This is a genomic window from Promicromonospora sp. NFX87, assembly GCF_048564965.1.
Classification (GTDB): Bacteria; Actinomycetota; Actinomycetes; order Actinomycetales; family Cellulomonadaceae; genus Promicromonospora.
On the sequence record NZ_CP183413.1, the window covers coordinates 1,887,310 to 1,907,799 of the forward strand.

General features: G+C 72.3%; 15 protein-coding genes. 6 read left to right on the plus strand and 9 right to left on the minus strand.

All coding sequences use genetic code 11. From position 1 onward, the window contains the following. Window positions 1-12: 12 nt before the first annotated feature. A complete protein-coding gene (locus ACNYC2_RS08445) occupies window positions 13-669 on the minus strand; it encodes an MSMEG_1061 family FMN-dependent PPOX-type flavoprotein (RefSeq protein ID WP_419706594.1) in 657 nt (218 codons plus the stop codon). A gap of 63 nt (window positions 670-732) precedes the next feature. Between ACNYC2_RS08445 and ACNYC2_RS08450 the strand changes: the two genes are divergently transcribed. The 4 genes from ACNYC2_RS08450 to ACNYC2_RS08465 all read left to right on the plus strand — a co-directional run bounded on the left by ACNYC2_RS08450 (window position 733) and on the right by ACNYC2_RS08465 (window position 7,340). Further along, a complete protein-coding gene (locus ACNYC2_RS08450; protein ID WP_419706595.1) occupies window positions 733-2,934 on the plus strand; it encodes a DEAD/DEAH box helicase in 2,202 nt (733 codons plus the stop codon). 71 nt (window positions 2,935-3,005) lie between these two features. Beyond that, on the plus strand, window positions 3,006-5,528 hold the full coding sequence (locus ACNYC2_RS08455) for a tetratricopeptide repeat protein (RefSeq protein WP_419707794.1): 2,523 nt from the start codon (window positions 3,006-3,008) through the stop codon (window positions 5,526-5,528). Window positions 5,529-5,664: 136 nt separating this feature from the next. Then, the gene (locus ACNYC2_RS08460) at window positions 5,665-6,537 is read left to right on the plus strand and encodes a hypothetical protein (protein ID WP_419706596.1); all 873 of its coding nucleotides are present in this window, start codon (window positions 5,665-5,667) and stop codon (window positions 6,535-6,537) included. A gap of 56 nt (window positions 6,538-6,593) precedes the next feature. Beyond that, on the plus strand, window positions 6,594-7,340 hold the full coding sequence (locus ACNYC2_RS08465) for a metallophosphoesterase family protein (RefSeq protein WP_419706597.1): 747 nt from the start codon (window positions 6,594-6,596) through the stop codon (window positions 7,338-7,340). Here ACNYC2_RS08465 and ACNYC2_RS08470 read toward each other — a convergent pair. Beyond that, window positions 7,316-8,023 carry a class I SAM-dependent methyltransferase gene (locus ACNYC2_RS08470; RefSeq protein ID WP_419706598.1) on the minus strand — a complete coding sequence of 236 codons (708 nt, stop codon included), beginning with the start codon at window positions 8,021-8,023 and terminating at the stop codon, window positions 7,316-7,318. The genes ACNYC2_RS08465 and ACNYC2_RS08470 overlap by 25 nt on opposite strands. A gap of 361 nt (window positions 8,024-8,384) precedes the next feature. Here ACNYC2_RS08470 and ACNYC2_RS08475 point away from each other — a divergent pair, with 361 nt between their 5' ends. Beyond that, complete coding sequence (locus ACNYC2_RS08475; RefSeq protein ID WP_357502358.1) at window positions 8,385-8,615, plus strand: excisionase family DNA-binding protein; 231 nt, start codon at window positions 8,385-8,387, stop codon at window positions 8,613-8,615. Window positions 8,616-8,786: 171 nt separating this feature from the next. Here ACNYC2_RS08475 and ACNYC2_RS08480 read toward each other — a convergent pair whose 3' ends face one another. Further along, a complete protein-coding gene (locus ACNYC2_RS08480; RefSeq protein ID WP_419706599.1) occupies window positions 8,787-9,419 on the minus strand; it encodes a metallophosphoesterase family protein in 633 nt (210 codons plus the stop codon). 73 nt (window positions 9,420-9,492) lie between these two features. Beyond that, on the minus strand, window positions 9,493-11,043 hold the full coding sequence (locus ACNYC2_RS08485; RefSeq protein WP_419706600.1) for a hypothetical protein: 1,551 nt from the start codon (window positions 11,041-11,043) through the stop codon (window positions 9,493-9,495). A gap of 102 nt (window positions 11,044-11,145) precedes the next feature. On the opposite strand from ACNYC2_RS08485, the gene ACNYC2_RS08490 reads away from it, so the two are divergent. Then, complete coding sequence (locus ACNYC2_RS08490) at window positions 11,146-12,585, plus strand: PLP-dependent aminotransferase family protein (RefSeq protein ID WP_419706601.1); 1,440 nt, start codon at window positions 11,146-11,148, stop codon at window positions 12,583-12,585. On the opposite strand, the gene ACNYC2_RS08495 is transcribed toward ACNYC2_RS08490, so the two are convergent. The 5 genes from ACNYC2_RS08495 to ACNYC2_RS08515 all read right to left on the minus strand — a co-directional run bounded on the left by ACNYC2_RS08495 (window position 12,542) and on the right by ACNYC2_RS08515 (window position 20,488). Then, window positions 12,542-13,828, minus strand: coding sequence for an APC family permease (locus ACNYC2_RS08495; RefSeq protein ID WP_419706602.1), 1,287 nt, complete (start codon window positions 13,826-13,828; stop codon window positions 12,542-12,544). The two genes, ACNYC2_RS08490 and ACNYC2_RS08495, sit on opposite strands and share 44 nt — an antisense overlap. 91 nt (window positions 13,829-13,919) lie before the next feature. Then, on the minus strand, window positions 13,920-15,701 hold the full coding sequence (locus ACNYC2_RS08500; RefSeq protein ID WP_419706603.1) for an NAD-binding protein: 1,782 nt from the start codon (window positions 15,699-15,701) through the stop codon (window positions 13,920-13,922). A gap of 93 nt (window positions 15,702-15,794) precedes the next feature. Beyond that, complete coding sequence (locus ACNYC2_RS08505) at window positions 15,795-17,936, minus strand: 3-hydroxyacyl-CoA dehydrogenase NAD-binding domain-containing protein (RefSeq protein WP_419706604.1); 2,142 nt, start codon at window positions 17,934-17,936, stop codon at window positions 15,795-15,797. Window positions 17,937-17,939: 3 nt separating this feature from the next. Further along, complete coding sequence (locus ACNYC2_RS08510) at window positions 17,940-19,190, minus strand: thiolase family protein (RefSeq protein WP_419706605.1); 1,251 nt, start codon at window positions 19,188-19,190, stop codon at window positions 17,940-17,942. 245 nt (window positions 19,191-19,435) lie between these two features. Then, on the minus strand, window positions 19,436-20,488 hold the full coding sequence (locus ACNYC2_RS08515; protein WP_419706606.1) for a lipid II:glycine glycyltransferase FemX: 1,053 nt from the start codon (window positions 20,486-20,488) through the stop codon (window positions 19,436-19,438). Window positions 20,489-20,490 lie beyond the last annotated feature (2 nt).

Sequence of the window (20,490 nt, forward strand, 5' to 3'; positions counted from 1 at the left end):
CGTAGATCTGGCTCAGCCGTAGATCGTCTCCGAGTACTGGGGGCCGTAGTGCGCCTCGACCTGCGCGAGGGTCTGTTCCGGACGCTCCAGGGTGTGCGCGATGACGGCGCGGCGGGGCACGGTCTCCAGGTCCCAGGTCTCGGGGTCCCACGTCTTGGAGCGCAGGAACGCCTTGGAGCAGTGGTGGAAGACCTCTTCGATGTCGACCTCGAGCGCGAGCACCGGGAGGTTGTGGCGCACCTGGAGGCCCGCGAGGTACGGCGCGTCGCGCACTACGCGGGCCGAGCCGTTGACCCGCAGCGTGTCGCCACGGCCGGGGATCACGAAGATGAGGCCCACGTGCGGGTTGGCGAGCACGTTGAGGAACCCGTCGGTGCGCCGGTTGCCCGGACGCTCCGGGATGGCGATCGTGTGCTCGTCCAGGATGCGCACCAGCGAGCCCGCCGGGTCGCCCTTGGGGGAGACGTCCAGGTTGCCGTCGGCGTCCGACGTCGCGACCAGGCACAGGGGCGCGGCCTCGAGCCACTGCCGGTCCAGGTCGTGCAGGGAGCTGCGCACCTTGCCCGCGGCCGGGCCCAGGGGCGGCGGGATGATCTCGCGGAGCTCCTCGACGGTGGTGACGGTGGTCCCACCGAACCTGCTCGTCCGGCTGCTCTGCTCGTTGGTCATGCACCCAAGATAGACCCGTCGTAAATCGGGCATGTCAGACCATCCGGGTACGCTCGCAGCGCCATGACCGAGCAGACGACCCTCCCCAGCCCACCAGCTGCCCCCGCCGGACCACCCCGACCGTGGAAGGTGCGAGCGGCCCGCCGCATCGTGGAGCAGGCGCACGGCCTGCTCGACGACGCCCGGCTGCTCACCACCGCCGACGTCGGCCTGCGCGAGCGCGTCCGCGACGCCTACACGGCGACCCGCGAGGTGCGCGTCCATGCGGTCCTGCGCACCGTCGGCGTCACGGCCCTGGAGGACCGGCGCAAGAAGCTCCGGGTCACAGTCCTGGAGAAGGCCGGCTTCGCGCACGTCACCCAGGTGCTCGTCGCGGGGACCGACCGGCTCGTCGAGGCGGGCATCGGCGCCGGAACCGCGAAGCTGGCCACGTCCGCGGCCCGCGAGCTGGCCGACGAGGTCGACGCCGACCTGCGGTTCCGCATCGACGTCGACCCCGACGACCCGTACGCGACGGTCCTCGTCCAGACCCTGTACGCGTTCGGGCTGGCGACCGACGCCCGCCACCGGCACCTGGACGAGGCGCGCCGCGTGGCCGCCGTCGTGCCGGAGCAGCTGGAGCCGGCGGGCCTCGCCACGAGCCTCTGGCGGCGCCTCGTGGCGCCCGCCGACCGCAAGGCCGCGGCCTTCGCGGCGGTCTCCGCGCTCGCGGACCAGGTGGCGCTCGCGCGGCTGACGGACGACGCGCGGGCGGTGCGCGCCGCCGTTGGGCAGCCGCCGGAGGGCGGGGAGGTGTGGGCGGACTTCGAGGCCCGGTCGGCCGAGTACTACGGCCTCCTGTCGCAGGTCGTGGACCTGGGCGACGACCACGAGGCGGCCGAGGGCGGCCTGCCCGCCGACGTCGTGCGGCGGGTCGAGGCGCAGCCCCTGGACCGGACCCTGCTGCGCGCGAACCTGCGCGGCTACCAGCAGTTCGGCGCCAAGTACGCGCTGGTGCAGCGCCGCACGATCCTCGGCGACGAGATGGGCCTCGGCAAGACCATGCAGTCGATAGCCGTGGCCGCGCACCTCGTGGCCACCGGCGGCACGCACGTGCTGGTGGTCTGTCCGGCGAGCGTCGTCACCAACTGGAAGCGGGAGGTGGAGCAGCACTCCGACCTGACCGCCGTCGTCATGCACGGCAACGACCGCGAGAGGGCCGCGGCGGCCTGGCTGGAGCGCGGCGGCGTCGCGATCACGACGTTCGAGGTGCTCGGCAGGCTCGACCTGCCGTACGACCTGCGGCCGGCGCTCATGGTCGTGGACGAGGCGCACTACGTGAAGAACCCCGAGACCATCCGCGGCCGCGAGGTGCGGCGCTGGGCCGACCGCTCCGACCGCGTCCTGTTCCTGTCCGGCACGCCGATGGAGAACAAGGTCGCCGAGTTCAGGAACATGGTCGGCTACCTGCAGCCCGAGGTCGCGGGACAGCTCGACCCCAACGCGGACCTGTCCGGCGCGCGGGCCTTCCGCCGGATCGTCGCGCCCGCCTACCTGCGCCGCAACCAGGAGGACGTGCTCACCGAGCTGCCCGAGATGGTGCAGGTCGAGGAGTGGGAGCAGTTCGGCCCGGTCGACGGCGCCGCCTACCGGGAAGCAGTCCTCGCGGGCAACTTCATGGCGATGCGGCGGGCCGCGTTCGCGGTGTCCGACGCCGATGAGTCCGCGAAGCTCGTCCGCCTGCGCGAGCTCGTCACCGAGGCGGTCGACGGCGGCCGCCGCGTCATCGTCTTCTCCTACTTCCTGTCCGTCCTGGAGCAGGTCATGGACCTGCTCGGCGACCTGGCGGTCGGCCCGCTGACGGGGTCCGTGCCCGTCCCGGACCGGCAGACGATGGTGGACGCGCTCTCCGAGCCCGGCGGACCGTCGGTGCTGGTCAGCCAGATCACCGCCGGGGGAGTGGGGCTGAACGTGCAGGCCGCGAGCGTCGTCATCTTCTGCGAGCCACAGGTCAAGCCCACGATCGAGGCGCAGGCCGTCGCCCGCGCCCACCGCATGGGCCAGACGCGCACCGTGCAGGTGCACCGGCTCCTGGTCGAGCAGTCCGTGGACCAGCGGATGATGGAGATCCTCGGCTCCAAGTCGGCACTGTTCGAGGAGTTCGCCCGCCAGTCCGAGATCACCGACGCCTCGCCGTCGGCCGTGGACGTCGCGCCGCCGTCCGAGACGTCGCTGTCACGGACCATCCTCGCCGAGGAGCAGGAGCGCCTGAGCCGCACACCATGAGCCGACCTCGGTGGCCGATCTGGGTGTGATATCCGGTCCCCACGGGATTGGGGTTCACTGACGTCGTGTCCATGCTGACGTCACCACCAGGCGCGACGGTCACACACCTCCTGTCGCCCGGAAGGCTGCTCGCGCCGGCCCGGCGCACGGTGCCGTTCGTGGGCCGGGCCGCCGAGCTCGCCGCGCTCCTCGACTGGTGCACGGGTCCGGCGGCGGTAGCGGTCCAGCTCGTCACCGGCCCGCGCGGTGTCGGAAAGACCCGCCTCGCCCGCGAGGCGGCACACGCCATGGCGCACGCCGGCTGGACCTGCCTCGACGTGCCGGACGGCGCGGAACCCGCGGCCCTGCCCGCCGTCCCCGACGGCGCCCCCGCACTCCTGCTGCTCGACGACGCCGAGACGCGCGGGCCGGCGCTCACGGAGCTGCTGCGGACGGCCGCGCGGGGCCGCAACGGGGCGCTCCGGATCCTGCTGGTCGCACGCGACGTCGGCCCGTGGTTCAACCGGCTGACCGCGGCGGGGCTGGCGGTCCGGGCGCTGCTCGAACCGGCGCGCGCCGGTGACGACCTGGGCGCCCAGGTGATCCCCGGACAGGTGGACGCGCGGCTCGTCACGGCGTTCGTGGAGCCGTACGCGCAGGCCCTCGGGATCCCCGTGCCGCGGGTGGCCGTCGGGTCGGTGCCCGGTGGTGCCCGCATGCTCGACCTGCACGCGGCCGCGCTGTGCGCCGTCATGCGGACGCAGGTGCGCGGGCCACGGAGCGTGCTGCCGGTCGACGTGTCGGACGCCCTCGACGAGCTGCTGGAGCACGAGCGCTGGACCTGGTTCCGCTCGGCCGAGGAAGCGGGGCTGCTGGGTGAGGCCGGGTTCCTGCCCGAGGCCATCGACTCCCTGGTCGCGGCCGCGACGCTCACCGGCGTGCGCACCGCGGACGCCGCGGAGAACCTCGTGCGGCGCGTGGCGGACGTCGTACCAGGGGTGCGGCCGGGCGCGGAGGCCGACATCGGGCGGTGGCTGGTGCGGCTGGACCCGCACCGGGCGCTGCCCCGCCGCCTGGTCGACCCGCACCTGCTGGGCGAGCTCACCGACACGCCGCAGCTGCTCGGTGTGTGCCTGGCGGGAGCGGCGGCGCCGTCGGTCAGGCGGGCCGCCCTGCGCACCGCGGGCATGGCCGTGGAGCGGCTCGACAGGCGGTCCGCGGGCCTGAGCGACGCGCTCGACCAGCTCGGGGCGGCCGTCGCCGCGCTCCCGGAGGACGGTCACGTGCTGCGTACCGTCTCCGGCGCGCTCCCGCACCCGTCGCTCGCGCTGGGCGAGCTGCGCGCCGAGCTCACGCTGCGCACCCTCGCCGCGACCCCGGACGGCGACCGCGCGCGCCGCGCCGAGGCACTGCGGGACGTCGGGGTGGCGCTCGGCGAGGTGGGCCGGTCCGCCGACGCCGAACGGTACGAGCGGCAGGCCGTCGCCCTGTTCCGTGGGCTCGTGGAGCAGGACCCGCACCGGTTCCGGCCGCGCCTGGCCGCCGTGCTCACGAACCTGGGCGCGACGCTGTCCGACCAGGGGCGGCCGCAGGACGCGCTGCGGTGCGAGGAGGAGGCGGTCGGCCTGCTCCGGCTCGTCGACGCCGACCACCCCGGCGTCGTCACGCTCGACCTGACGACGGCGGTGTCGAACCTCGCCGTCACGCTGGCGGAGCTGGGGAAGCCGTTGTCCGCGCTCGCGCCGAGCCGCGAGGCGGTGGAGCTCTGGCGCGGGCTGGCCGGCCGCAACCCCGACCGGTTCACGGGTGCGCTGGCCCTGTCCCTGATGAACGTGGCTCGTCGGCTGCTGGAGCTCGACAGGGGTGCGGAGGCACTGCCGGTCGCCGAGGAGTCCCTGGAGATCCGCCGGCGACTGGCCCACGCCGATCCCGACGAGCACCTCTCGGGGCTCGGCGACTCGCTCGAGGTCATGGGCAGCGTGCTCACGGACCAGGGCCGGGGCGTGGAGTCGCTGCGTTACCTCGAGAAGGCGGTGGAGATCCGGCGTCGGACCGCCGAGGAGAACCCGGGCCGCTACCTGGCGGATCTCGCGCACTCGCTCCGGGCGCTGGGCACGCAGCTGTCGGGCCTCGGCAGGCGGGCCGAGGGCCTGGAGCTGCAGCAGGAGGCGGTAGGGGTGCAGCGGCGGCTCGCCGCCGACAACCCCTGCCGGTACGTGCCCGAGCTCGCCGAGGCGCTGTCCGCCCTGGGCGTCACCCACTCGAGGCTGGACCGCCCGCAGGACGCGCTCAACGCGGAGCGCGAGGCGACCAGGACGTGGCGCGAGCTGGTCGGCACCGACCCGCACCGCTACCGTCCCCGGCTGGCGCGGTCGCTGACCAACCTGAGCTCGATCTTCGCCGTCCTCAAGCTCGGTGACGAGGCGTTGGCGCCCGCGAGCGAGGCGGTGGCGCTCCTGAGGGACCTCGTCGCGGAGAACACGCCGAAGTACCGGCCGAGCCTCGCGGCGGCGCTGCGCGTGCTGGCGCTCGCGCTGCACGATCAGGGGCGGTTCGCCGAGGCGCAGCAGGCCAGGGGCGAGGCCGACGAGCTGGTCGGGTTCACGACGGCTTGAGGTCCGGCTCCCGCGTGCCCGCGGCAGTTTTCCGGCGAAACCTATGTTCCAGTATTATCTGGACTTGACCGATTCGTTGCTTTAAAATCGGATTGGTGATACCAGGTCGTGCGCGCGAATCCTGGGGGTGGTCCACATGCAGGGATGGGCTCGGGGAAGTCTCCTGGTCGTCGCGCTCGGCGCGATGTCCAACCTCGTTCTTACTTTCATTCCCGACGTGATGCCGCCCAGGGTGACGATCCCCATCGTCTGGTGCACCGGCGTCGCGACGGTCGTCATCGCGGTCGTGTACCTGTTCGAGCGGACGATCACCGTCCGGCAGCGGGTGGAGCGGGAGGCCGATCTCGAGCGGGCGCGGCTGCTGAACGAGCTGCGGCAGTACCGGGGGATCGAGTGGGTCAGCGCCGACCGCGAGCACCGGAACGCGTCGCTGGAGATCTGGAGGTCCGCACGCCGCCAGGTGGTGGTCTTCGGGTTCGGCATGACGAGGCTCGCGCGTGACTCCAACCTGATCCGGGCGACGGTGAACCGGGGCGTGGACATTGACGTCATCAAGGTCGACCCGCAGTGGCTCCTCGACCACCCCGCGATCGCGGCCACCATCGACGGGTACTACGACCGGGACGAGGCCTTCATCGGGCAGGTCCGGCAGGCGCACGAGCGGCTGGAAGGGCTGGCGCGCGAGATCAACGCCGAGGGCCGGGGGCAGCTGAACATCCACACCTACCGGACCACCGTGCAGTACAGCGGCTCGATCCGGGACCCGGGCACGCCGGAGGCCTCGGGCTACGTGGAGTTCCACCTCTACCGGAAGTCGATCGAGCGGCTCGGCATCGGCCTGACGCGGTACGACGACGAGGACGAGCTCAACCCGCCGATCCTGCACCACGTTCTGCACTCGCTCTCCCTGGCCGTCGGGCACCCGGTGCCGGCCGAACGCCGCCCGCGGGCGCTGGGACGCGGGGACGAGGGGCTCGCGCTGGGCGAGGAGGACCCGCGGTCCGCTTGAAACCGGGCGACGTGAAACCGGGCGGCACCAGGCCGGGATGTGGCACTATCCGGTGTGTGCCTTTGGAGAAAATTGCCCTGATCAGTGACGTGCACGGCAACCTCACCGCACTCGATGCGGTGCTCGACGACATCGAGTCGCGCGGTGTCGACCGGATCATCAACCTCGGCGACTTCGTGGGGAAGGGCCCACGAGGCGGCGAGGTCGTCGACCGGTGCGACAAGGTGTGCGACGTCAACATCCGAGGCAACTGGGACGACGACCTGCCCGTGTGGAGCGACGAGTCGGCCCCCGAGATGATCTGGTGGCGCGACGAGCTGCGCCAGGATCAGCGCGACTGGCTGAGGGCGCTCCCGATGAGCCACGACCTGCTGGTCAGCGGGCGGCACATCCGGCTGTTCCACGCGTCGGCGACCAGCCCGCACGTGCGGGTGCGCGCCGCGCACACGGCTGAGGAGTTCGCGGGGATGTTCGCGAACACGGCGATGACGGGGGACGGCCCGGTGCCGTCCATGGTCGGCTACGGCGACATCCATGACGCCTTCGTGGAGGTCGAGCGAGGGCGCACCCTGTTCAACGTCGGCAGCGTGGGCAATCCGCTGGACGAGCCGGTCCCGAGCTACGCGATCCTGGAGGGGGTCGTCGACGAGCCGGGCCAGGCGCCGTTCGGGCTCCAGTTCGTCCGGGTGCCGTATGACATCGAGGCCGAGATCGCGGCCGCCGAGCGTCTTGGCATGCCGGCCCTGGGGCCCTACGCGGTCGAGCTCCGGACGGCGGTCTACCGCGGGTTCCAGGAGGTCTGAGCAGATCCGGTCAGGCGGGGCCGGTCCACTGCGACGTCGATCCAGACCTTGCCGTTGACGTCCGGGTCGGTGATCTTCCAGGGGTGGACCGGGACCTTGACCCCGTAGACGTCGCGGGCGGCCTCCCCCACGAGCCACGTGAAGGACTCGGCCGTGTAGTGGTTCCGCCAACGCTGGGCCGTCAGTCCGTCCGCGCCGGCCTTGATCTCCAGGCCCTGCCGGTCCGCCGCGTCCGCCGTCGTGGAGATCAGGGCGGTGCCACCCGGGGCGACGTGGCGCAGGACCTTGCGCACGGCGTCGTCGTCGGCCTCCGGCGGAAAGAGGTGGACGAAAGCGGTGGCGAGGACGAGGTCGAACCGTTCTCCGTCGAGCGGCGCCTCCGCACCCTGGTCGTCGACGTACCGGCCCGCCAGGAACTCGCCGTGCAGCAGCCGGGGCTTGTGCGGCAGGGTCGGGTCGTCCGAGAGCTCGCGGGCCGCGGCGATCATGGGTGCCGAGAAGTCGACTCCGGTGACCGCATAGCCCAGCGCGGACAGGACGCGCGAGTGGGTTCCGTCGGCGCAGCCGATGTCCAGTGCCGTCGGGTGGGCCGTCGCAGTTGGCTGCGTAAGCCGTTCCGTCAGCCATTTCTTGGCGCTCTCTTGACGTATCCCGGTCGTTCCCTTGTAGGTGCCGACGAGCATGTCATAAGCAGCACGATTGATCTCAAGAATCGACTGAAGATCGGGAGAAGTGCTGCTGTCGGCCGAAATCAGTGCGGGCACTGCGGACGGCGCTGCCATCCATCCCCCTTGCGCGCGATGGATCGTTGCGATCCGCCAGTTGACCAGGAAAACCGTCGGACCCATTGGGGGCCGGCGGAATGGCGCTTATCGTGTCACACCTCACGCGGACGCGCGTTCACAGGCGCGGACATGGGCAGGAGTGCGGGTGTGAGCAATTGCCGCGAGCCCGGTTCGCACGGAGAAAAGAATCATCATCGGATATCGAAACTCGCACCGATTCGACTGGACTCCGGCCACCTGAGCGCGCAAGACTAGCGGTGTGAACGAAATCACATTGGAAGCAGAAGTCAACCGACCGCACCAGGATCTGACGACGCTCGAAGCCGCGCGTCTGCTGGGAGTGTCGAAGCTGCACGTCATCGACCTTCTCGAGGCAGGTGAGATCGATTACCACATGGTCGGCAGCGACCTGATGTTCAACGCAGCGGAGATCGCGTCCTACAAGTCGGACCGCGAGCACCGCGACTCGGAGTCCCTCGTATCCGCATGACCCCCGCGCGGCGGCCGGCGCCCTGGCGCTTCCGCTGACGCAGCGAGTGCGCCTCGCACACCGGAGGCGCCGCGCACCCTGACGCCTGAGCGCACGTTCATCACCTTCAGAACGTGCGCTCTTGTCGTACCGGGTCTGATCGTCACGCCGGAGCACGTCACGCCGAGCACCTCACACCCAGCTCAGCGGCTCCAGGTCGTCCGCGCCCTCGGTCAGCAGACCCGCGATGGTCTCGGCAGACACCGGCCGCCCGCCCCACGCGTCGACGCCGACGTTGATCTGCCTGCCGCGCCGGCGCCAGGTGTTGTGCACGTGGCCGTGCACCACCCAGGCGCCCCGGTCCGCCGGCCGGTACTCGACGAACCGGTCCTCGCCGTGCGAGTCGCCCTCGTACGGGAAGTGCGACAGCACGACGCTCTGCCCGCCCACGGTGACCGGCTCCGGCCGGTCGTGGATCTCGGCGAAGCCCGCGTCCAGGTACCGCTGCCGCTCCTTGGCCCGACGTCGTTCGCGCGCCTCCGGGTCTCCCTTGCGCAGCGCGCGGTCACCCTCCCAGCAGCGGTCGTGGTTTCCGGGCACCAGGAGCTTGCGCCCCGCCAGCCGGCCGATGTGGGCGAGCGACTCGTCGAGCGCGCCGAGGGCGACGTCGCCGAGCACCCACACGGTGTCGTCGTCGGTGACCGTCTCGTTCCAGAGCTGGACGAGCCGGGAGTTCATCGCGCCGACGCCGGGAAACGGACGGTCGCAGAACCGGATGATGTTCAGGTGCCCGAAGTGCTGGTCGGACGTGAAGTGCGTAGTCATGTCGGAACGCATTCAACAGGTGCCCGTGCCGCCGAGGAAGGGAATTCGGCGGCACGGGGGTCGTGTCCTGCGCTCAGCGTTTCTGGCTCCACGTGCAGAGCCCGCCGTCGGCGGTGAAGCTCTCCTTGTCGAGCTCCCCGTTCTCCCAGTCGAGGATGACGCCGTCCTGGCGGGTCGCCGTGAGGTAGTCGCCCGCCGGGATGGTCACTGTCTCGCTCGGGACCGTGAGCGAGTAGCCGACACACGCCGGCTGGTCGCCCTTCGCGTAGTACTTGCAGTCGTCGCACGCGTCGATGGTGATGACGCCGGTGGCCGGCCCGGTGTAGACCATCTCGAACGTGTCCGGGCTGTAGTTGTGAACCGTCAGGGTGACGGTTCCCTCGGGCTCCTTGAGCGAGGGCAGCTTCACACCCGCCTTCGGGTCCAGCTGCGCGATGCCCGTGGCGATCTGGAGGCGTCCGGCGTATCCGGCTTCCCTCGCCCTCGGGTACGAGTCGAGGAGGGCGGTCAGGTTGGCTGCCGCGTCGAGGTGGTCCTGGGCCTTGAACTGTCGCACCGCGCACTTGAGCAGCCCGGCCGGCACCTCGGTCCGGGCCTTGTCGGCCAGCTCGCTGACCTTGCCGGAGTCGAAGCCGGCCAGGAAGCTCGTCGAGCCCGTCGCCGCGGCCGTCTCGGTGCAGCCACCCTTGCTCGACAGGTCCTTGATCAGGCTGTCCCGCCATGCCGCCAGGTCGTCGGGCAGGGCCGCTGCCGGATCGCTGGACGCGTGGTCGGCCATCAGCTCGGCCAGCGGCTGCTTCGCGTCGCGGAGCTTGCCTTCCGCGACGAACTCCATGCCGCAGTCGTGCAGCGCGCCGGACAGCTCGTCCTGAGCGACCGCCTTCAGCGGGCCCTGGGTCTCCGGCAGGGCGAAGTGCCGCACCGCGGTGAGCGCGTTGCACTCCGTCGCGCCCTTGGCCTGCGCGTACAGGTCGTCGATCAGCCCGGGGACCCGGTCGGCGGCCCGCGTTGCCGGGTGCTCCGCTGCCGTCGTCAGATACGTCGTGTACGCGGTGTCGTAGGTCTTCCGGAACGCGCCGAAGGCCGTGCCCGCGGAGTCCAGGCTCTCCTGCGCCTGGGCCAGGTCGTGCGCGAGGTACTGCTCCAGCACCTCGTGCTGCGTCACCACGTACGCAGTGCCCAGGAGCGGGACGATCGCGAGCGTGGCCCACGCGATACGGCCGGCGGTCCGCGGCGCCCAGACGGTGCGCTGCGGCGTCTCGCGGCGTGCCCGGCGCCGGGCGAGGAGTGCGGCGTCCAGGGCGAACAGCCCGAGCGCACCGAGGTAGCCGAGCGCCCACCAGACGGCGATCGGCTCGCGCCCGATCGGCAGCGCGACCCAGGCCAGGCCGGCGGTCGCGGCCAGCGCCACGGCCAGGCGGAGCCACGCGCGCAGGTGCAGGTAGCCGAGACCGAGCCCGCTCAGGTTGAGCAGGGCGGCGGTCAGGGGACGGGCCGACGGGCGAGGGGCGCCGTCGGCGTCCGGGAGCGTCGCGGGCGGCTCCGGAGCCGCGCCCGTGGCGTCGGTGGGCGCTGCGGCGGGCTCCTCGGGGAGGATCGCCGTCGGCGGGGGTTCAGTGCTCATGAGCCGCGATGCTAGGTGCCCCGTCTGTCCCGAATCGGCGAAAAGGGGCGGTTCAATCGGGTGAATTGCCCCGATGAGTCCGAACCGTAATGAGCGGCTGTCATGTCCGCCGGGATGGGCGATGATCGGCGGGTGGACCTCGCCGTCGATCTGAGCCAGCGCACCGGCCGCACCGATGCCATCTACCGCGCGTTGCACGCGGCGCTGACCACCGGCCGGATCCCCGCGGAGCAGCGGCTGCCCTCGACGCGGGACCTGGCCCGGGACCTCGGCGTCTCGCGCGCGAGCGTGGCGGAGGCCTACGAGCGGCTCGTCGCCGAGGGTTTCCTGGAGACGCGGCCCGGATCGGGCACGTTCGCGACCGCCGCCGCGAGCGACAACCCACGCGTGCGGCACCGCGCGGCGGGCGCCCTGCGCCCCCGGGCGGGCTGGCGCTGGACCCCGCACGCCACGAGCGGCGACGCGGCAGTCCCCGCGCACGACTTCCGGGTGGGCATCCCCGACGCGAGCCTCTTCCCGTTCGACACCTGGCGCCGCCTGCTCGCGGCCGAGTCGCGGTCCGGCGGACCGGCCGCGGGTGCGTACTCCGGCCCCGCCGGGCTGCCCCGGTTCCGGGAGGCGGTCGCCCGCTACGTGGCCGGTTCGCGCGGCGTGCATGCCGAGCCCGACGACATCATCGCGACGACCGGCGCGCAGCAGGCCCTCGACCTGGTGGCGCGCGTGCTGCTCGAACCGGGGGACGTCGTCGCCATGGAGGACCCCGGCTACCCCGAGGCGCGCGAGCTCTTCGCGCTGCACGGCGTCCAGGTGGTGCCGGTGCCGGTCGACGCCGAGGGGCTCGTCGTGGACGACATCCCGCCCCGGGCCCGCCTCGTCTACACCACGCCGTCGCACCAGTTCCCCCTCGGGATGCCGCTGTCGCTGGCCCGACGGCGGGCCCTGCTGGCGCACGCGGCACGCCACGGGACGGCAGTGATCGAGGACGACTACGACAGCGAGTTCCGCCGCGCCCGCCGTCCGCTGGAGTCGTTGCAGGCCCTCGACCGCGACGGGCGCGTCGTCTACGTCGGCACCTTCTCGAAGTCGCTGCTGCCGGGTCTGCGCGTCGGCTACCTGGTGGCGCCGCCGTCGCTGCGGGACGCGCTGCTCGCGGCCCGGCAGCTCACCGACGGTCACGGCGCCGTGCACGTACAGGCGGCGCTCGCCCGCTTCATCGACGACGGGCTGCTCGCCCGGCACGTCCGGAAGGCCTCCGCGCACTACACCGAGCGGCACGAGATCCTGCTGGACGCGCTGGCGGGCCTGCCCGTGGAGCCGGTGCCGTCGGCGGCGGGCCTGCACGTCGCCGCCTACCTGTCCGCCGACGCCCCGCTGGGTTCGCAGGAGCTCGTGGCCCGTGCCCGACGGCGGTCGGTCGCCCTGGACTCCCTCGCCGCCTACGCGGTGGGTCCCCACCGCGACGGGGTGGTGCTCGGGATCGGCGGCGCGGTCACGGGCACTATCCGACCAGGCATTCGGGTTCTGGAGCAGCTCCTGGCGTGACGGCGGCCGCGACGCGCGCCCGCCGCCGGCGCCAGGTCGCCCAGGCCAGCCCGCCCAGCGCGGCGAGCAGCGGACCGGTCATGTGCGGTCCGGTCATCACGAGGAGCCCGAGCGCGGCCACCAGCGACACCGCCGCGCACCACCACGCCGCGCCCCGGCGCGGCAGGAGCCGCAGCGCCGCGGCGGTTCCCACCACGTAGAGCAGGGAGAACGTGGCGGTCGCCATGAGCAGGATCGCGTCGGTGGACTGCTGCAGGCCGGCGAGCAGCGCCGTCGTGCCGAGGGCGACGGCGGTGATGAGCGCCAGCGAACTGCGGGGCGTGCGGCCCGGCGCGGACGCGAGCCACGCGGGGAGCGCGCCGTCGCGGGCCAGCGCCGCGCCCATCCGGCTGCCGCCGGCGAAGTAGACGTTGATGGCTCCGACGGTCAGCAGCACGGCCAGCACCGTGGTGACGGGCCGGGCGCTCTCGCCGAACCCGAGCACCAGCAGGTCCGAGAGCGGTGCGGGACCGGGTGTCGGCCCGAGCACCGCCACCGTCGCGAACGCGACGCCCAGGTACAGCACGCCCACCGCCGCCACGGCGATGGCGGTGGCCCGCGGGATGTCCCTGGCCGGGTTGCGGTACTCGGCGGACAGCGAGCCGAGGATCTCCCAGCCCGCGAACGCCCAGACCAGCAGGGCCGCGGCGGAGCCGACGGCGCCCCAGCCGTGCGGGGCGAACGGCGTGAGGTGCGCCAGCTGCGCGTGCGGCAGGGCGACGACCACGGCGACGGCCAGCAGGAGCGCGACCACCCCCGCGATGACGAGCTGCGCCGTGCCGGACACCCGCAGGTCGAACCAGTTCATCACCGCGCACACCGCGATGATGGCGACGGTGGTGACCAGTGCGGTCCCCGTGCCGCCGCCGGTGGCGTCGGCGACATAGGCCCCGGCGAAGCCCGCGGCGGCGGGCGCGCCCACGGGGATCGTCGCGTAGAACGCCCAGCCGACCATGGTGGACGCCCGCTCGCCGAACGCAAGGCGGGCATAGGTGGCCACGCCCCCGCCGTCGGGGTGGCGCGCGCCGAGCGCGGCGAAGGTCGTGGCGAGCGGGATGGACAGGAGCACGAGGGCCGCCCAGGCGACCAGTGACGCCGGGCCCGCCACGCCGGCGGCCAGGGCGGGCAGGGAGATGACGCCGGTGCCGAGCATGGCACCGAGGGTGAGTGCGGCCCCCTGGGGGACGCTGAGTCCGTTGTGCATGGCCCGAGGCTATGCGCCAGGTGGACCGCCGAACGGGCCGGTTCTCGGCTGATCGTTCAGGCCAGTCACCGCTGTTCCCACACTGCGTGGCTCATACCGTGCGCGCCGGGAGCTGCGGCGCGGTCGCCAGGTCGCGCAGGCGACGCAGGCCCGCGGTGGTCGCGATGACGACCAGCGTGTCTTCGGCGTGCAGGTACCACCCCTCCGACGGCTCGATCATGCGGCCGCCACCCCCGCTGGCCTGCGGCTTCGTGCGGATCGCGAGCAGGCGGCTCCGCACGACGCCCTCGGCGTCCTCCTCGTCGCCGTCGAGATCGCCACCGAGATCGACATCATCGGGATGCATGCGGGCGAGCCGGCTGCCCTCCATGATCACGATCTCGGCGAGCACCAGCACCCGGTCCCGGTACGGGATGGTCGCCTTGACCTCCTGGCCGATCATCGACGCGGCGAACCACGGCGCGGCGAGGAACGAGGAGCTGAGCCCTACGGAGTCGGGGATCTCGCGGCGGATGCGCCGTGACAGGTCCTTGTCGTAGACGCGCAGGACCGTGCGCAGCGGCGTCGGCGCGTCCTCCGGCCGCGGGATGGAGCGCGCCGCGAAGCCGATGCCGATGGTCGTCGCGCCGCCACTCGTGACCACCACTATCGCCTGGGCGGTGTCGACGTACGCGGCGCGCAGGGTCGCCGCCCTGCGGGCGTCGCCGATCACCACGGGTACGTCCCTGGCGCGGGCCACCGCGATACCGCGTGCCGACTCGTCGATGTCGACGGCGACCACGGGCACACCGCGGCGGTCCAGGGACCTGACGATGCGCGTGCCGAGGTCGCCGAGGCCGACGACGACCACGTGGTCGGACATCGCGTGCAGCGGGGAACCGGCGTCGAGCAGGCGCTGGGTCCGCACGACGCCGTCGACCACCACACCGGTGACCCAGGGGATGACGGCGACGCTCACTATCGTCAGGACCACCTGGGTGGCCTTGACGACAGGGTTGGCGTCGTGGTCGGGGTCGCTGCCCGCCAGTGCGGGCAGCACCGCCTCGTACAGCGCGCCGAGGAAGGACGAGCCGGTGGCGAGCTGGATGGTCATCGCACCGACGAGCACGACCACGAGAAGGACCCCGGCAGCGAGCAGCAGGTTCCAGCCCGACGTGATCGCCAGGGTGCGCAGGTACTCGCCGAACCGGCGTCGCCGGTGCGGGTCCACCTCGTCCTCGTCCTGTTCGAGATCCGCCTTCATCTCGGGCAGGACGTCGCGCTCGCCGGCGTCCGCCAGGAGCACCTTGGGGGCGAGCCCGGCCAGCTCCTCGTCGTTCGGGAGCGCCGTGACGGTGCCGTCCTCGTCCGTCGCGAACAGGACCATGCGGGTGGGCAGGGACGTCTCCTCGTCCGACACGGTAACGAGGCGGCGATGCTGCACCGGGAGGCGGACCTGGCGGCGCAGCGCCGCGGCGACGATCTCGGGCGCCGCGAACGCCGACGCCGAGAGCACCGTGCAGCGGTCGCGCTGCAGGTGCCGCCCGAGCGACTCGTCGAAGATCCGCACCACCACGTGCAGCGCGGGCCAGGCCTCGCGGAGCATGAGGGCCAGGGCGACGTTGCCGCCGTCGTCCTGGTCCACGAGCGCGGCGGCGTGCGCGCGGTCCGCGCCGGCCGCGGTCAGGGCCTTCTCGTCGACCCGGTCGGTCTCGACGAGGTCCACCCGGTCGAGGTCCGCCATCTCCTGGGCGTACCGGGTGGTGCGGTCCGGCAGGACCACCGACACGGTTCCCCGGTAGCGCGTGCTGAGCGCTCTGGTCAGGCGAAACGCGAGCGGACCGTCGCCGACCACCACGTAGTGCGCGTGCGTTCCCGGTCCGACGTCTGTCATGTTCGCAGAGCGTAGCGGGGCCCTCCGACAACGACGCACGAAAGTGTGCGCCGTCGTCGGAGGGCCCAGATCCGGCTCTCAGGCGTTACAGCCTCAGGAGGGGACGTTCGCCACGCCGTCCGGCAGGAACCGCCTGCCCAGGACCTTCTCGCTGTAGCCGGTGCGGTCCAGGTACGGCGTGATGCCGCCCGTGTGGAAGCCCCAGCCGGCGCCGAGGATCATCGCGAGGTCGATCTGCTGCGGGCCGGGCACGACACCCTCGTCCAGCATCAGGCCGATCTCGGTGGTCAGCGCCGTCAGCACCTGGTCGAGCACACCGTCGGCGTCGAGCACGCCCTGGCCGTGCCTGCCGGGCTCGCCCGGCGTCAGCGCCTCGCCGAAGTACTCCTGGATGGCCGGGTTGACCGGCTTCGGCAGACCCTTGGGGCCGTCCAGCACCACCCGGGTGCCGTCCTCGACGATCTTGGCCAGGCCTCGCGAGGCCGGGATGCGGTCGCCGAGGTTCTCCCGCAGCGACGTCAGCACGTGCTGCGCGACCGCGGGGCCCACCAGGTCGGTCAGCTCGAACGTCGGCATCGGGAAGCCGAGGGGGGCGAGCGCGCGGTCCGCGAGCTCGACGGGCGTCCCGCCCTCGATCGCGTCCAGGACCTGGCCCATCACGAGCAGCAGCAGGCGGTTCACGATGAAGCCCGGGCGGTCGGCCGACATGATCGCCGTCTTGCGGAGCTTCTTGGAGATGGCGAACGCCGTGGCGAGGGCCTCGTCCGAGGTGGCTTGCGCGTTGATCACCTCGACCAGCGGCATCTGGGCCACCGGGTTGAAGAAGTGGATGCCGACCACGCGCTCGGGGTGCTGCAGGTCCGCCGCCATCTCGGTGACGGACAGCGCCGAGGTGTTGGTCGCGAGCACCGTCTCGGGGGAGATGACGCCCTCCAGCTCGGCGAACACCTTCTTCTTGAGCCCCATCACCTCGGTGACGGCCTCGATCACGAAGTCGCACGAGGCGAACTCGCCGAGGTCCGTGGTGCCGGACACCGACGCGACGATGCGCTGCGCGGCGTCGGGGGACAGGCGCCCGCGGCCGGCGAGCTTCTCCGCCGTCTCGCGGACGAAGGACAGGCCCTTGTCCACGCGCTCCTGGTCCAGGTCGCGCATGACCACCGGCACGCCGAGGCGCTGCGCGAAGAGGAACGCCATCTGGGCGGCCATCAGACCGGCGCCCACGACGCCGACCTTGGTGATCGGCCTGGCGAGCTTGGGGTCCGGGGCGCCCTGGGGCTTCTTGCCGCCGCCCACGAGGTTGAACGCGTAGATGCTGGCGCGCATCTCGTCGGACATGACCAGGTCCGCCAGCGCCTGGTCCTCGGCCGCGAAGGCCTCGGCCTTGGTGGCGTTCCGGGCTCCGGCGATCAGCTCCAGCGCGCGGTGGGGCGCGGGACGCGAGGTGCCGACGACGGCGTCGAGCTGGGCCTTGGCGGTGGCGACTACGACGTCCCACACCGGCTGCGGGTCGAGCTCGCGGCGGGGCACCTCGATCTCGCCGGTGACGACCTTGGCGGCCCAGATGATGGACTGCTCCAGGAAGTCGGCGGCCTCGAACAGCTCGTCGACCAGGCCGATCTTGAGGGCCTCGGCCGGCTTGTACGGCTTGTTCGCCGCCGGCCGCGTGAGGATGACCTCGACAGCCTTCTCGACGCCGACCAGGCGGGGTACGAGGTAGGCGCCGCCCCAGCCGGGGATGAGACCGATGCCGGTCTCGGGCAGGCCGAGCGCGGCCGCGTCGGAGGCCACCGTGCGGTAGTCGCAGTTCAGCGCGACCTCGAGGCCGCCGCCCAGTGCGAGGCCGTTGACGAACGCGAAGGTCGGCACGCCCGTGGCCTCGCGCAGGTCGCCGAGGATCGTGTACGCGGCGTGGCCCATGCGGCCCAGCTCGACGGCCTCGGCGTGGTCGTGCACGGAGGTGATGCCCTTGAGGTCGGCGCCCGCGGCGACGAAGTAGGGCTTGCCGGTCACGCCGACGGCGACGATCTCGCCGGCCTCGGCGCGGGTACGGACGATCTCGAGCGCTGCCTTGAGCTCGGCCATGCCGGCCGGGCCGAGCGTGTTCGGCTTGGTGTGGTCCAGGCCGTTGTCGAGGGTGACCAGCGCGAGGACGCCGGCGCCGCCGGGCAGCCGCACGTCCCGGACCAGCGAGTGGGTGACGCGCTCCGCGGGAGCGTTGGGGGTCTCAGGCACGGGTCAGTTCTCCTCGTCCGTGTGGCCGGAGTAGTCGGCGTGGTGGGGGTTCTCCCAGATGACGCTGCCGCCCTGGCCCAGACCCACGCACATGGCGGTGAGGCCGTAGCGGACCTCGGGGTGCTGCTCGAACTGGCGGGCGAGCTGCGTCATCAGGCGGACGCCGGAGCTGGCCAGGGGGTGGCCCATGGCCAGCGCGCCGCCGTACTGGTTGACGCGGGTGTCGTCGTCGGCGATGCCGTAGTGGTCCAGGAACGACAGGACCTGCACCGCGAACGCCTCGTTCAGCTCGAACAGGCCGATGTCGTCGATCGTCAGGCCCGCGGCCTTGAGCGCCTTGTCGGTGGAGGGCACGGGGCCGTAGCCCATGATCTCCGGCGGCACGCCGGCGTAGCCGTACGACACCAGGCGCATCTTCGCGGGCAGGCCCAGCTCGGCGGCGACGTCGCCCGAGGCGAGGATGGCGGCGGTCGCGCCGTCGGTCAGCGGGGACGACGTCGCGGGGGTGACCCGCCCGCCCGCGCGGAACGGCGTCTTGAGGCCCTGGATGGACTCGAAGGTCGTCTCGGGGCGCGGCAGCTCGTCGGTGGTGGCCAGGCCCCAGCCCTGCTCGGTGGACCGGACCGCGACCGGCACCAGGTCCGGCTCGATGTTGCCGTTGGCCACTGCCTTGGCGTACTTGGCCTGCGACTCGACGGCGAACCGGTCGGCGCGCTCCTTGGTCAGCTGCGGGAACTTGTCGTGCAGGTTCTCCGCGGTGACGCCCATGTTGAGGGACTGCGGGTCCACGAGCTTCTCGGCCACGAACCGGGGGTTGACGTCGGCGTCGAAGCCCATCGGGTGGCGGCCCATGTGCTCCACGCCGCCCGCGATGACGACGTCGGCGGCGCCCATGGCGATGCCCGCTGCCGTGGTCGTGGCGGCCGTCATGGCGCCGGCGCACATGCGGTCGATGGCGTAGCCCGGCACGGACTGGGGGAGACCGGCGAGCATGCCTACGGTGCGGCCGAGCGTGAGCCCCTGGTCGCCCTGCTGGGTGGTGGCGGCGATGGCCACCTCGTCGATCCGCTCCGGGGGGAGCTCGGGGTGGCGCCGCAGCAGCTCGCGCACCACCTTCACGATCAGGTCGTCGGCACGCGTCTCTGCGTAGATGCCGTCGGGCTTGGCCTTGCCGAAGGGCGTGCGGGCGCCGTCGACGAACACGACGTCGCGTACGCCGCGGCGGACGCGCGGTGTTTCCGGGGCTGCGGTCATCAGCAGAACTCCTGGGGGTTTTCGGGACGGCGACGTCCGGTGAGCGACGCCGCTGGATCGAGATACACGCTACCGCGAGTACCGGTAAAAAGCACACAAGAAATGAGACCCGGTCTGAAACTGAGTCTCCCCGCGCGACTCGCGAAGTAGAGCACCTGTCCGAGTCTCCCTGGGTGACACCAGGGAGACTCGGACAGGTGCTCTACTTCGCGAGTCGCGCGGGGAGGGTGGGCGGGCGGGGTGGGTTAGTTGCCGCGGAGCTTGCGGACTACCTTTTTCGCCGTCGGGAGGGCGGTGTTCCAGGTGGTGTACAAGCGCGAGAACGCGACGTCGATCGAGCCGACCAGCTCGTCGGTGTGCTTGGCGAAGCTCTTCTTGAAGTCGCTGATGCCGTCGTTGAGCAGACCGTTCATGTCGTACCGCACGAGGCCCTGCTCGCGGGCGATCTCGATGGTGCGCCAGTAGGTCGGCGCGGTGGCCGTGGCCTTGCGGCCGGCGTCGTTGCCGCCGCCGTACAGCAGGAACGAGGTGCTCGCGGAGTTGACGCACCACGCGAAGCACGCGGGCACGTCGTCGACGTAGGTGGCCACCAGCACCGACTTGTCGCCGAGCGACCGGTTGATGTCGAGGTAGTACTCGTCGGAGTGGATCGCGAAGCCCGCACGCTCGGCGGTCTCCTTGTAGACGTCGAGCACGCGCAGCACCTCCGCGTCCTCCGTCACCCGGCGGATGTCGAGGCCCAGCCGCGCGCCCTTGCGGATCTCGTACCGCGTCGACTTGCGCATGTCGCCGAGCAGCTCGTCGGCGGGCCGGGTGAGGTCGAGGATCAGCGTGCTCGGGATCAGGATGTGGTTCGACGCCTGGCGCCGTCCCGCCAGGTCCAGCGGCGTGCCCGCGGGCCAGTCCGGCTCGATGGTGATGCCGACGCCGCCCACGTTCTCGCGCGCCCACTCCACCACCGTGTTGGTCACGGCGTTGCGCGTCGCCGAGTCGCCGACACCGAAGACCGCCTGCGCCGTCTCGCCGTCGTGGTGCGCCACGACCGGCCCGCGCGGCACGTACGACAGCGCCTTGAACTGGGCCGGCAGCGGCCGCACGAGCAGCTGCGCCAGGCCGACCGTGGTGCCGTCCTCGGTCACCCGGAGCCGGTGCGCACGCCAGTTGCCGGCGGCCTTCACCTCGCCCCATCCCCACAGCTGGAGCGGGTGTCCGCCGAGGGCGAGCACCTCGCGGTCCCAGGTCGAAGGTTCGGTGACTACGTCGACGGCGAGCGTGATGGGCTCCGACAGGGCTGGCATGG

Coding starts and splice junctions, on each gene's coding strand:
- ACNYC2_RS08490 (WP_419706601.1), top strand. CDS start 11,146: ATGTCCGCCGGGATGGGCGATGATCGGCGGGTGGACCTCGCCGTCGAT.
- ACNYC2_RS08445 (WP_419706594.1), bottom strand. CDS start 669: ATGACCAACGAGCAGAGCAGCCGGACGAGCAGGTTCGGTGGGACCACC.
- ACNYC2_RS08470 (WP_419706598.1), bottom strand. CDS start 8,023: ATGCTCGTCGGCACCTACAAGGGAACGACCGGGATACGTCAAGAGAGC.
- ACNYC2_RS08515 (WP_419706606.1), bottom strand. CDS start 20,488: ATGCCAGCCCTGTCGGAGCCCATCACGCTCGCCGTCGACGTAGTCACC.
- ACNYC2_RS08450 (WP_419706595.1), top strand. CDS start 733: ATGACCGAGCAGACGACCCTCCCCAGCCCACCAGCTGCCCCCGCCGGA.
- ACNYC2_RS08455 (WP_419707794.1), top strand. CDS start 3,006: ATGCTGACGTCACCACCAGGCGCGACGGTCACACACCTCCTGTCGCCC.
- ACNYC2_RS08480 (WP_419706599.1), bottom strand. CDS start 9,419: ATGACTACGCACTTCACGTCCGACCAGCACTTCGGGCACCTGAACATC.
- ACNYC2_RS08500 (WP_419706603.1), bottom strand. CDS start 15,701: ATGACAGACGTCGGACCGGGAACGCACGCGCACTACGTGGTGGTCGGC.
- ACNYC2_RS08460 (WP_419706596.1), top strand. CDS start 5,665: ATGCAGGGATGGGCTCGGGGAAGTCTCCTGGTCGTCGCGCTCGGCGCG.
- ACNYC2_RS08510 (WP_419706605.1), bottom strand. CDS start 19,190: ATGACCGCAGCCCCGGAAACACCGCGCGTCCGCCGCGGCGTACGCGAC.
- ACNYC2_RS08485 (WP_419706600.1), bottom strand. CDS start 11,043: ATGAGCACTGAACCCCCGCCGACGGCGATCCTCCCCGAGGAGCCCGCC.
- ACNYC2_RS08495 (WP_419706602.1), bottom strand. CDS start 13,828: ATGCACAACGGACTCAGCGTCCCCCAGGGGGCCGCACTCACCCTCGGT.